Annotated in this window: 9 protein-coding genes; 2 read left to right on the top strand and 7 right to left on the bottom strand. The window is 64.9% G+C overall.

The window, feature by feature from the left end; translation table 11 throughout:
* Positions 1-5,631: beta strand repeat-containing protein (locus tag PMN64_RS38485; RefSeq protein ID WP_411784533.1), on the bottom strand; the 5,631-nt coding region annotated here is incomplete at its 3' end.
* A gap of 174 nt (positions 5,632-5,805) precedes the next feature.
* Between PMN64_RS38485 and PMN64_RS38490 the strand changes: the two genes are divergently transcribed.
* Positions 5,806-6,309: a hypothetical protein gene (locus tag PMN64_RS38490; RefSeq protein ID WP_244435646.1), complete on the top strand. Its 504-nt coding sequence runs from the start codon at positions 5,806-5,808 to the stop codon at positions 6,307-6,309.
* Between the two features lie 52 nt (positions 6,310-6,361).
* Here the strand turns inward: PMN64_RS38490 and PMN64_RS38495 are convergent, their stop codons facing one another.
* Together PMN64_RS38495 and PMN64_RS38500 are read right to left on the bottom strand one after the other, a co-directional pair.
* Positions 6,362-6,916, bottom strand: coding sequence for a DUF3617 domain-containing protein (locus PMN64_RS38495; RefSeq protein WP_411784534.1), 555 nt, complete (start codon positions 6,914-6,916; stop codon positions 6,362-6,364).
* Positions 6,917-7,183: 267 nt separating this feature from the next.
* Entirely contained in the window at positions 7,184-7,765 is a 582-nt protein-coding gene (locus tag PMN64_RS38500; protein ID WP_411784535.1) for a hypothetical protein, read from the bottom strand.
* 326 nt (positions 7,766-8,091) lie between these two features.
* On the opposite strand from PMN64_RS38500, the gene PMN64_RS38505 reads away from it, so the two are divergent.
* Positions 8,092-8,466 (top strand): hypothetical protein, encoded by a 375-nt coding sequence (locus PMN64_RS38505; protein WP_028345103.1) that lies wholly within the window; start codon positions 8,092-8,094, stop codon positions 8,464-8,466.
* Between the two features lie 62 nt (positions 8,467-8,528).
* On the opposite strand, the gene PMN64_RS38510 is transcribed toward PMN64_RS38505, so the two are convergent.
* From PMN64_RS38510 to PMN64_RS38525, 4 genes are all read right to left on the bottom strand, one after another.
* On the bottom strand, positions 8,529-8,792 hold the full coding sequence (locus tag PMN64_RS38510; protein ID WP_038382022.1) for a hypothetical protein: 264 nt from the start codon (positions 8,790-8,792) through the stop codon (positions 8,529-8,531).
* 97 nt (positions 8,793-8,889) lie between these two features.
* Complete coding sequence (locus PMN64_RS38515) at positions 8,890-9,660, bottom strand: SDR family NAD(P)-dependent oxidoreductase (protein WP_411784536.1); 771 nt, start codon at positions 9,658-9,660, stop codon at positions 8,890-8,892.
* Positions 9,661-9,713: 53 nt separating this feature from the next.
* Positions 9,714-10,511, bottom strand: coding sequence for an SDR family NAD(P)-dependent oxidoreductase (locus PMN64_RS38520; protein ID WP_411784537.1), 798 nt, complete (start codon positions 10,509-10,511; stop codon positions 9,714-9,716).
* Positions 10,511-11,899 (bottom strand): transaminase, encoded by a 1,389-nt coding sequence (locus PMN64_RS38525; protein WP_411784538.1) that lies wholly within the window; start codon positions 11,897-11,899, stop codon positions 10,511-10,513. The genes PMN64_RS38520 and PMN64_RS38525 overlap by 1 nt, the downstream gene beginning before the upstream one ends.
* Between the last annotated feature and the right edge of the window lie 23 nt (positions 11,900-11,922).

The following is an 11,922-nucleotide window of genomic DNA, read 5'->3' on the forward strand; positions in this document are numbered from 1 at the left end:
CGTCACGGTGTCGAGCCCGGCCGGGGCTGTGCCGCCGGCAGTATCCGTTCCTGTGGGACGGGTCTCGTCCAGCACCAAGGTGTCGGTCGGGCCGGTCACCGTGCCCGCGGTCGGACCGCTGTCCTGGATCGTGAACACACCGGTGCCGACGTCGAGCGGCGTCGTCACGCTATCACCATCGGCGTCCGTGATGGTCTGCACCACCTGCAGCAGATTGGCAGCCGACAGCGTCAGCGTCGCCGCATCGTCCGGATTGGTCGGATCGGAGTGCCAGATGTTGTTGAGCTGGGTGAAGGTCACGATCCCGGTCGTCTCATTGATCGTGATCGTGAAGTAGGTCGTGCCGTTCGCCGAGCCGGTGATCGTGTCGCCGACCTGGTTGAGCACGATCTGCGCACCCTGCCCGATGCCATCGCCGTCGCCGGCGGTCTTGTCGGTCGGATCGAGAGCGTACAGACCGGACGCCACGTTGGCACCGGTCAGCTTCAGCGTGTAGGTCGTCGACCCAGCACCATCGCTGCCGTAGCTGCCGGCGGTGAAGTTGTTGGAGAAGTCCGCCGTCACGGTGTCGAGCCCGGTCGGCGCCGTGCCGCCTGCGGTGTCGCTGCCAACCGGACGGGTCTCGTCCAGCACCAATGTGTCGGTCGGACCGGTCACCGTGCCGGCGGTCGGGCCGCTGTCCTGGATCGTGAACACGCCGGTGCCGACATCGAGCGGCGTCGTCACGCTGTCGCCATCCGCATCGGTGATGGTCTGCACCACCTGCAGCAGATTGGCAGCCGACAGGGTCAGCGTCGCAGAATCGTCCGGATTGGTCGGATCGGAGTGCCAGATGTTGTTGAGCTGGGTGAAGGTGACGATCCCGGTCGAGGGATCGATCGTGATCGTGAAGTAATTGGTGCCGCCAACCGAGCCGGTGATGGTGTTGCCGACCTGGTTCAGCAGAATCTGCGCGCCCTGGCCGATACCATCGCCGTCGGCGGTGGTCGTGTCGGTCGCATCGAGCGCAAAGAGGCCGGACGCCACGTTGGCGCCGGTGAGCTTCAGCGTGTAGGTCGTGTTGCCCGGACCGTCGCTGCCGTAGCTGCCGGCCGAGAAGTTGTTCGAGAAGTCTGCCGTCACGGTGTCGAGGCCGGTCGGCGCCGTCCCGCCGGCAGTATCCGTTCCTGTGGGACGGGTCTCGTCCAGAACCAACGTATCCGCCGCCGCGATCACGGCGCCCGCGGTCGGACCGCTATCCTGGATCGTGAACACACCGGTGCCGAGGTTGAGCGACGTCGTCACGCTGTCGCCGTCGGCGTCCGTGATGGTCTGCACGAGCTGCAGCAGTTCGGGGCGCGTCAGCGTCAGCGTCGCGGCGTCATCCGGGTTGGTCGGATCGGAGTGCCAGATGTTGTTGAGCTGGGTGAAGGTCACGATGCCGGTCGAGGGATCGATCGTGATCGTGAAGTAATCGGTGCCGCCGGCCGAGCCGGTGATCGTGTTGCCGACCTGGTTCAGCAGGATCTGCGCACCCTGCCCAATGCCATCGCCATCGCCGGTGGTCGTGTCGGTCGCATCAAGGGCGTACAGGCCGGAGGCCACGTTGGCGCCGGTGAGCTTCAGCGTGTAGGTCGAATTGCCCGGGCCATCGCTGCCATAGCTGCCGCCGGCGAAGCCGTTCGAGAAATCCGCCGTCACGGTGTCGAGGCCGGTCGGCGCCGTGCCGCCCGCGGTGTCGCTGCCGACAGGACGCGTCTCGTCGAGCACAAGCGTGTCCGTTGCGCCGGACAGCGTGCTCGCCGTCGGGCCGCTGTCCTGGATCGTGAACACACCGGTGCCGAGGTCGAGCGGCGTCGACACGTGGTCGCCGTCCGCATCGGTGATGGTCTGCACCACCTGCAGCAGGTTCGCGGCCGACAAGGTCAGCGTCGCGGCATCGTCCGGATTGGTCGGATCGGAATGCCAGATGTTGTTGAGCTGGGTGAACGTGACGATACCGGTCGTCTCGTCGATCGTGATCGTGAAGTAGTTGGTGCCGCCAGCCGATCCGGTGATGGTGTCACCGACCTGGTTGAGCACGATCTGCGTACCCTGCCCGATGCCATCGCCGTCGCCGGCGGTCTTGTCGGTCGGATCGAGAGCGTACAGGCCGGAGGCGACGTTCGCACCGGTCAGCTTCAGCGTGTAGGCCGTGTTGCCCGCGCCGTCGCTGCCATAATTGCCGCCGGTGAAGTTGTTGGAGAAGTCCGCCGTGACGCTGTCGAGGCCGGTCGGCGCGATGCCGCCCGCAGTGTCGCTGCCGACGGGCCGCGTCTCGTCCAGCACAAGGGTGTCGGTCGGGCCGGCCACCGTGCCCGCCGTCGGGCCGCTGTCCTGGATCGTGAAAACACTGGTGCCGACATCGAGCGGCGTCGTCACGCTGTCGCCGTCGGCATCGACGATGGTCTGCACCACCTGCAGCAGATTGGCGCTCGAGAGCGTCAGAGTCGCCGTGTCATCCGGATTGGTCGGATCGGCGTGCCAGATGTTGTTGAGCTGGGTGAACGTGACGATGCCGGTCGTCTCGTCGATCGTGATCGTGAAGTAGGTCGTGCCGTTCGCCGAACCGGTGATGGTGTCACCGACCTGGTTGAGCACGATCTGCGTACCCTGCCCGATACCATCGCCGTCACCGGCGGTCTTGTCGGTCGGATCGAGCGCATAGAGGCCGGAGGCGACGTTGGCGCCGGTGAGCTTCAGCGTGTAGGCCGTGTTGCCCGGGCCGTCGCTACCGTAGCTGCCGGCCGAGAAGTTGTTCGAGAAGTCCGCCGTGACGCTGTCGAGGCCGGTCGGCGTGGCGCCGCCCGCAGTGTCGGTGCCGACAGGACGGGTCTCGTCCAGCACCAACGTATCCGCCGCCGCGATCACCGTGCCGGCGCTCGGGCCGCTGTCCTGGATCGTGAACACGCCGGTGCCGACATCGAGCGGCGTCGTCACGCTGTCGCCGTCGGCATCGACGATGGTCTGCACCACCTGCAGCAGATTGGCGCCAGACAGCGTCAGCGTCGCCGCATCGTCCGGATTGGTTGGGTCGGAGTGCCAGATATTGTTGAGCTGGGTGAATGTCACGATGCCGGTCGAGGGATCGATCGTGATCGTGAAGTAATTGGTGCCGCCAGCCGAGCCGGTGATCGTATTGCCGACCTGGTTCAGCAGAATCTGCGCGCCCTGCCCGATGCCGTCGCCGTCGGCGGTGGTCGTATCGGTCGCATCAAGTGCGTACAGACCGGACGCCACATTCGCGCCGGCGAGGTTCAGCGTGTAGGTCGTGTGGCCCGGGCCGTCGCTGCCATAGCTGCCGGGCGTGAAGTTGTTGGAGAAGTCTGCCGTCACGGAATCAAGGCCGGTCGGCGCTGTGCCGCCCGCGGTGTCCGTGCCGACCGGCCGGGTCTCGTCGAGCACAAGCGTGTCAGTTGCACCGGTCACCGTGCCCGCCGTCGGGCCGCTGTCCTGGATCGTGAACACACGGGTGCCGACATCGAGCGGCGTCGACACGCTGTCGCCGTCCGCGTCGGTGATGGTCTGCACCACCTGCAGCAGGCTCGGGCTCGACAGCGTCAGCGTTGCCGGATCGTCCGGATTCTTCGGGTCAGAATGCCAGATGTTGTTCGACTGCGTGAACGTGACGATACCGGTCGACGGATCAATCGTGATGGTGAAATACGTCGTCCCGCCGGCCGAGCCGGTGATCGTGTTGCCGGACTGGTTGAGGACGATCTGCGCGCCCTGTCCGATGCCGTCGCCGTCAGCGGTGGTCGTGTCGGTCGGATCCAGCGCGTAGAGACCCGAGGCCACATTCGAGCCGGTGAGCTTCAGCGTGTAGGCGGTATGGCCGGGTCCGTCGCTGCCGTAGCTGCCGGACGTGAAGTCGTGGGAGAAGTCCGCCGTCACGCTGGCAAGCCCGCTCGGCGCAAAGCCGCCCGGCGTGTCGCTGCCGACCGGGCGCGACTCGTCCAGCACCAGCGTTTCCGCCGGCCCTTCCTTCTGGATCACCGTGCCGGCCGTCGGACCGCTGTCCTGAATTGTGAACACGCCGCCACCAAGGTTGATCGGCGTTGTCACGCTGTCGCCGTCCACGTCAGTGATGGTCTGCACCACCTGCAGCAGGCTGGCGCTGGAGAGGGTCAATGTCGCCGCGTCATCCGGGTTAGTCGGATCGGCATGCCAAATGTTGTTGACCTGGGTGAAGGTCACGATCCCGGTCGTCTCGTTGATCGTGATCGTGAAGTAGATCGTGCCGTTCGCCGAGCCGGTGATGGTGTCACCGGACTGGTTCAGCACGATCTGCGCACCTTGCCCGAAATGGGCCGGGTTGGTGTCGGTCGGATCAAGCGCATAGAGGCCCGACGCCACGTTCGTGCCGGTGAGATGCAGCGTGTAGGCAGTGCTGCCGGCACCGTCGGCGCCGTAGCTGCCGCCGGTGAAATTGTTGGAGAAGTCCGCCGTCACGCTGGCGAGGCCGGTCGGCGTCGTGCCGCCCGCGGTGTCGCTGCCGACAGGGCGCGTTTCGTCCAGCACCAGCGTGTCGGTCGCGCCGGTCACCGTGCCGGCCACCGGACCATCGTCAAGGATCGTCAGATGCGAGCCGACATCGACGCTCGCACTTGCCGACTGATTGTTGTTGTCAGTCACGGTGGCGGTCAGCGTGATCAGACCCGACGCCAGCGTGATCCCTTCATTGAAGTTGCCCGGTGTTGCCTCATGAACCGCGCGCAGATCGGTCAGCGTCACATGACCCGTGGCGTCAACCGAGACCGTGAGGACCAGATCGCCACTGATCGCCGTGCGCCCTTCCACGACGCCGGCCGCGTTGACCGTCAGCAGAACGTGCTGACCGGTCGCCGAATCGATCAGACCGGAATCTTCGTTCGGTGTCGTGACCGACAGCGCATAGGTCAGCGACTGCTGGCCGCCCGGTACCGTGACGTTGAACGACACCTGCACAGACGCGACCGTTGCCCCTGCGGGTCCGAGCCCCGAACCGGCGACACCATGGTTGGTGGCCGCGGTCAGGAAGCTCTCGTCGACAATCAGCGCCGACAGGGGATTGCCGGAAATGATCGGAGGCGGAGCAACGCCCAGCACGAAGCCGGTCGGCGGCGGCGGGGTCACGAGGTTCGGCAACTCTTCCTGCGGCGCCAACACGTTGGTCGGCACAGGAGCTAGCGGATCGATCGCGAACGGACTGAAATTCGCGCCGCTCGCCTGCGCGTTGCCGTTCGAGTTGCCGCCATTGTCGGCCGCCGGCAACACGGAGGCGTCCGTGCTGATCGGAAAAAGAGTCGCGAATTCCTGGACCGAGACCTCGCGCCCCGGCGCCATCTCGATCGTAACATTCTTCTGCCCATCCGCACGGGAGTCGAAGAACGGCTCAACCGTGACGGTCGACTGGTTGTCGAACAGGATGATCAGCTTTTCGCCGACGTGAACCAGCGTGATCTTTTCATTGGCGATCGACGAAAAGTCGACCTTCACCTTCTGGTCGTATCCAACATTGACGACCACTGCCTGATCGGTCAGCGGCTTGGTCAGCTTGTAAATTCGTACGGGAGCCGAATTGGTGGAATTGCCGGTGCCGGTTGCCTGAGCGACCTGAAACGAACCCTGCATTATCAACTCCGCAAAATGCGATTAGAGGAAAAATTGTAGAAAAATCTAGTTTTAGGCTATTGTTAACCCTCCCCGCGGTCAAGAAATGTATTTGGTTAATCAATGCTTTCCGTGGAAGTGTGGTAAAGATCGGACAGGTCGAAGCTGAAAGAACAACGGCTTAGCCGGATTAACTTGGCCGAAAGCAGTATTTCCCCGGCCCCGTTCGTCCTTCCCGGCGATTTGGAGCAGCAGTCGATGCGGGTGATTCTTCAGGCGTGTGCCGCGGTCTTGATTTGGGGCTGTTTCGGCGCGGCGGCCGCGCAGGCCCCCGCACAACCCGTCCCCCAGGAGACCACGGTCGAGCGCCAGGTTCGCGCCCTGGCCAACCGGGACACCCAGATCGGCCTCTACCTCAACGTGTTACCTGATTGCACGTCGGGGCCGCTGCCGACCATCCGCCTGGTCACTGCGCCGGCTGCCGGAAAGGTGGTGGTGAAGTCGGCGAAGGCGAAGGCCACCAATTACAAGGCCTGCCTGGCGCTCGAGGTGCCGGCCTATGTTGCCTTCTACAAGGCGCCGCCGGAATTCCTCGGCGATGACGCCCTGACCATCGAGGTCAAGTACCAGGGCGGCCGAACCGAAATTCAGAAGATCACCGTCAAGGTCAGCGGCCCGGGAGGCCAGCAAAAGATCTGACCGGGTGGCTCGAAAGCGGATGCCCTGGAAATGCTCGCGCAGACCGGCCGCCTTAGAGCGGCTCGCCCTCTGCTTCGTCCTGCTGCAGTGGCACCTCGCTCGGTGCGGAGGCCGGCTGGCTGAGCGAAGCTCTATCCTCGTGGCAATCGCTGATTCGGCGGGCGACCACCCGGTCGGTCCGCGGCGCCTGACCAACATTGGTCTTGTTGACCTCGGTATAGGCCTCGTCGCTGAGAACCGTGATGACGGTGCTGACCGGCCCGAGATAGTCGCAGCGGTTGGAGAAGACGTATTTGTTGTTGATCTTCTCCGGCCGCGAAGAGTGGCAACTTCCAACGGACGGAGATGCGAAGGTCGCCTTCATCGCCTGGGTCGGATCGACACAGCGCGTCATTTCGCGCTCGAGCAGCGTTTGCCGGACGTTCGAGGACGTGGCGATTTCCAGCGTCCGCACGAAGCGCCACATTCCTTTTCGGAAGGTCGGTCCGTTGAATCCCTCCTCCGCCACGGCGCTCGAGGCGGCGAGCACGAACACGGAAAGCGCGGTCACGACGCCAAGCGCGGATGCGAAGATCTTCGACGGGGCGAAGCCCTCACGCGATGTCATTTATTGAATCCCTAACCGGCCGATTGACGCGGATCGCGTGACTTCGCTTGAAGCACGTCCAACCTCACATCATTCAGGAGCATTTCGTGTTAAGACCCCGTAAATGCTTGGCCTTTGCTCGAAGCCCCCACGGGCTCTTGCACCAAACACGGTGAATGCCCGGTTGCTTCAGGCCGGGGCAGCTTCGGCGACAAAGGAAGCGCAGCGTCTGCGCCGTTGGGGACGAATGGACGCCTCGTCCGCCGCCACCCGCCGTCTGATTGCCAGCTAGTGCTGCAAAGCCGCTGCAGCGGACTTGTCAGTCTTGGCCTCTGACTTGGCCTCAATCTTGGCCGCGCTACCGTCGTCGCAGTCGCCGATCCTTGTCGCGACGACCGTGTCGGTCCGGGGATGCTCGCCGGTGCTGATCTCGTTCAGCTCGGTATAGGCCTCGTCGCTGCGCACGGTGATGACGGTGCTGACCGCCCCCATGTAATCGCAGCGGCGTCCGAACGTGTATTGATTACCGACCTTTTCGGGCTTGTCCGAGACGCAGCTTCCGATCGATCCCGAGGCAAAGGTCGCCTTCATGGCGTGGGTCGGGTCGACGCAGCGCGTCGTCTCCGCGTTGACCACCCGATACTTGAAGTTCTTGTTGGCGGTCCTGACCACATCGAGCGTTCGCACGAAGCGCCACAGACCTTTGCGGAAGCTCGGGCCAGAAAAGGCTTGATCGCCCTGAGCCGGCGCTGCCGCCGCTGCCCGACCGTTCGCCGGTTGAACTCGAGTCTCCGCATGAGCTGCCAGCGCAGGCAATGAGACAATCATCAGGGTCAGTAGCGAACGTACAATGCCACCACGGAAGTCCATTCCTACCCCCGATGTCCGTCCGAATGCGTTCGTGATGCGATCCGGTCAGCTCATTGAAGCAATCTCCGAAACACGACTCAATACATCACACCACTTGCAGGGCGAATTGTGGCCAGTAAAGATGCATTAACGCTACCGGGCAGCTTGCAGCCGAATTCAGACTTACTGCAGCAAACTTGCAACACCCGACACGCCATTCGCATTGACGCCGGCCGATCTCCCCGCACCGCACTGGGCAGAGGTTTGACCTCCGAAGTTTTTTTTGCTCATTTAGCGCGAGATATTTTCCTCAATTACTTAGCCTATCGCTGGACGAGGGGGCACAGATGCGTATTCGGTTTGGCTACACGGTCGCAGGCATTTTGGCCTTGGGCACAACGCTGTTCGGCAACTCCGGGCCGGCGGCAGCAGCGGACCTTGGCCTGGTCACAAAAGCACCGGTCGGCACCTGCACCGAGATCGTCTTCACTTGCGAGAACGGCCATCAATATCCGCTGTGCCCGCGCGCGGTGTCGGTCGAGGGCGAAGTGGTCACGGCCTCCCTGCTCACCGGCCGTGGCGGCATCCATGTGCGGCACGTTCCGATGGGCGTCGGCTATCGCTATGCGGGCCGCGGCGTCTGGCTGGACGGCTTCCGAGAAAACGCGCTGCTCAACTTCGGCAAGCGTCACCAGGTGGCGTGCACCATCGCGCATTCATGAGTGCGCGCGCTGCGTCGCTCCAATGGGCGTGACGCAGAGCACCTCAAGCAGCCGAACTCTCCTCACCCCTTGGTGCGGAGCACGGCGCGCGACGAGCGCGAGAACATATACGCCTTCGGATTGACGTAGACCGGGCAGCGGTCCTGCCACTGGTACAGCTGCCAATTCCATTTCCAGCAGCCCGATACGATCTGGGGCTCTTGCACGTAGTCCAGCCGGTACGGCGGATCGCCAAACGGATAGTAGTCGCCGCATCGCGCCGCCGTCGAAGACAGAACGACGATGGAAGCGGCGGCGGCAATGATCACGGAAAATGACTTGTTCATAACGCCCCTCGATCGAATGACGTGACGGCGCGAGAGTGCCAAATCCGCCGGTCGTTATCAAGGTGCCGCCTGCCTTGTGACCGGCTCGCCGACTGTTCTACACCGCGCGATTCTGCGTCGGCGCGCGGCCGCCGCCATCGGCGACCAGCACCGCGCCGGTCACGAAGGACGCCTCGTCGGAGGCCAGGAACAGGCAGCACGCGGCGATCTCGGCGGGCTCGGCCATCCGTCCCAGGGCAATGCGTCGTTCGACGCCGCGAATCTCGGCATCGACAGTGGTGTCGTTCTGGTCCGCCAGCAGCTGCATTTCATGGGCGCTCATCGGCGTGCGCACCCAGCCTGGCGCCACCGCATTGGCGCGGATGCCGTCGGCGCCGTGGGCATAGGCGAGCGAGCGCGTATAGGCGACGACGGCCGCCTTGCTGGCGGCGTAGCTTGCGCTGTCCGGGCTGGCATTGAACGCGGCAACCGAGGCGACGTTCACGATTGCGCCGCCGCGCTGCCGGAGCAGCGGCAGCGATGCCCGGCAGACCCGCATGGTCCCCGTGAGGTTGACATCGAGCGTCCTGGCCCAGACCTCGTCGGAGACGCTGGCGGGCTGATCCGGCACGATCAAGCCTGCGGCGTTGACCACGATGTCGAGCCACGCCCCGCAGGCGGCAACGGCGTTGGCGATGTCGTCCGGACGCGTGACGTCACCATGGATCGCCTGCCCTCCGCACGCTGCCGCTGCGGCCTGAAGCTCGGCGTCGCCGAGGCCGAACAGCACGACGCGCGCGCCGCTCAATGCCAGCAGTGAAGCCGTGGCCCGGCCGATCCCCGTGGCTGCGCCGGTCACCAGCGCGGTCTTTCCGTCCAGCCGCGGCATCAGAGCATGATCCGGAAAGGTGAAAACCGGTTCTCCGAAAAGATCATGCTCATCTAGAGTCCCCATTGTCGTTCGACGGCAAATCCGGTCTCCGGCAGCGTCGAGCCGCCGTCGACGACGATGGTCTGCCCGGTGACGTATTTCGCCTCGGAGGACGCGAGATAGAGCATCGCGCAGGCGATGTCGTCGGCGCTGCCCATGTGCCCCATCGGGATAAAGCGCTCGAGCTTCGCCTTGTTCTCCGGCGCGCTCATGGTGCCGCGGCCGGGCTTCTCGATGAAGCCGGCCTCGACGCCGTTGACCGTGATGCCATGGCGCGCGAGTTCGAAGGCGGCGCCGCGGATGAACGCGTTCACGCCGGCTTTCGCCGCCGAGTAGTGCGCGCCGCCGCCCATCGCGACACGCGCGGAAACCGAGGACGTCACGAGGATGCGCCCGAACCTGACGGCGCGCATGTGCGGAATCGCGGCCTGCGCGAGCCAGATGCTGGCGTTGAGGTTCAGCGCCAGCGTGTCCTCAAGCTTCGCTTCATCAAGCTCTTCAAGCGATGACCACGGACAGCCGCCGGCATTGTGCACGACGATATCGAGCCGGCCATATTGAGCAGCGACGCGATCGACCATCGCGCGCAAGCTACTGCGGTCCAGCCGGTCGAACGGGACGCAATGCGCCGCCCGTCCATCGGCCGTCAATTCGCGCGCCAACGCCTCGGCCACATCAAGCGTCCGGTTGGCGATCACCACGGTCGCGCCGGCCTGCGCGAGCCGTCCCACGATGGCCGCGCCGATCCCCCTGCCGCCGCCGGTGACGATGGCGATGCGGCCGTCAAGATTGAACGGAGGCGCCTGCATCAGATCGCTCCCGCGCCGCGCAGCAAGTCGATGAACCGCGCCAACACCGCCGTGTGTGTGTCGACGTCGCGCGCGGACGTCGCCGGACACATCAGCAGCATGGTGTGGAACGGGGTCACCAGAATGCCCTCGTTGATGTAGAACGCATGCAGCAGGGTCTCGAGATCAGGTTGCCGGCCGGCAATGACGTCGGCGCCGCTGCGTGGCGGCTGCGGCATGAACATGATCTCGGCGCGCGCGCCGATCTGCGTGACGTGCCAGGGCAGACCAGCCGCCGCGATCAGCCTGCGGGCTTCCTGCGCCAGCCAGGTCGCGGTTCCGATCATCCGCTCGTAATTCGCAGAGGTGAGCACCTTCTCCAGCACCGCGCGCATGGTCGCGACCGTCAGCGCGTTGCCGGCAAGCGTGCCGCCGAATCCAAGATGCGCCGACTGCCGTTCGCGCGGATTGACGTGGGGGACGATCTTCCAGAGCCGCTCCGCGATCTCGTGGCTGAGACCAAACACGCCGGCGGGGATGCCACCCGCGATCGCCTTGCCCGCGACGAAAATGTCGGGCTCGAGCCCATGGCTCTCCGTATAGCCGCCCGGTCCGCAGGACAGCGTGTGGGTCTCGTCGATGATGAGGACGGTGCCGGCGCGGCGGGTCAGGTCACGCAACGCCCGGTGAAAGCCAGGATCGACCGGGATCATGCCGAAATTCGTCATCAGTGGCTCGGTCAGCACGCAGGCGACGTCGCCATGCGCAAGCGCCGCCTCCAGCCCCGCGGCATCGTTGAATTCAACGACCCGGCTCACCGCATCATGATCGATGCCGTTGGGATGAATCATGTTCCGCAGGCCGACCCGGCCGTCGCGGATCTCGACATGCGCCTCCTCGACGCCGCCATGATAGCAGCCGGAGAACACCAGCACCTTGCGCCGGCCGGTGATCATGCGCGAGATGCGGATCGCCGCGCGGTTGGCATCGGTCGCTGACGTCGTCAGCGTCCAGTATTTCGGACCGAAGCGGCGGGACAGTTCGGCGCCGACCCAGATACTGTCTTCCGTCGGCAGCATCATGGTTGCGCCACGCTTGAGCTGAGCGAGCGCAGCCTCGGTCACCGCCTCGGGCGCGTGGCCGCACATGCCGCCGGTGTCGCCAAGGCAGAAATCGATGTAGTCGCGGCCGTCGATGTCCCTGATATGCGCGCCCTGCGCCTCCTCGGCATAGACGGGGAAGCCGCCGGCCCAGCGCCGCATCCAGTGCGACGGGCCGCCGTAAAGGTAGTGCTGCCTTCCCTCCTGCCAGGCCGCGGCCGATCGCGGGTGCAGCGCGCGAAAGCGCTCCTGCTCGGCATCGAGCAGTCGGTTCAGAACGCCCGTGCGTTCGGCGGTTGCAGCTGTCATAGCGCGATCCAGGCGGTCTTGAG

Source organism: Bradyrhizobium sp. UFLA01-814 (assembly GCF_046718885.1).
Lineage (GTDB): Bacteria > Pseudomonadota > Alphaproteobacteria > Rhizobiales > Xanthobacteraceae > Bradyrhizobium > Bradyrhizobium elkanii.

What these genes read in the sequence shown, in the direction of transcription:
- PMN64_RS38495 (WP_411784534.1), bottom strand. Translation starts at nt 6,916, where the DNA reads ATGACATCGCGTGAGGGCTTCGCCCCGTCGAAGATCTTCGCATCCGCG.
- PMN64_RS38500 (WP_411784535.1), bottom strand. Translation starts at nt 7,765, where the DNA reads ATGGACTTCCGTGGTGGCATTGTACGTTCGCTACTGACCCTGATGATT.
- PMN64_RS38505 (WP_028345103.1), top strand. Translation starts at nt 8,092, where the DNA reads ATGCGTATTCGGTTTGGCTACACGGTCGCAGGCATTTTGGCCTTGGGC.
- PMN64_RS38510 (WP_038382022.1), bottom strand. Translation starts at nt 8,792, where the DNA reads ATGAACAAGTCATTTTCCGTGATCATTGCCGCCGCCGCTTCCATCGTC.
- PMN64_RS38515 (WP_411784536.1), bottom strand. Translation starts at nt 9,660, where the DNA reads ATGCCGCGGCTGGACGGAAAGACCGCGCTGGTGACCGGCGCAGCCACG.
- PMN64_RS38520 (WP_411784537.1), bottom strand. Translation starts at nt 10,511, where the DNA reads ATGCAGGCGCCTCCGTTCAATCTTGACGGCCGCATCGCCATCGTCACC.
- PMN64_RS38525 (WP_411784538.1), bottom strand. Translation starts at nt 11,899, where the DNA reads ATGACAGCTGCAACCGCCGAACGCACGGGCGTTCTGAACCGACTGCTC.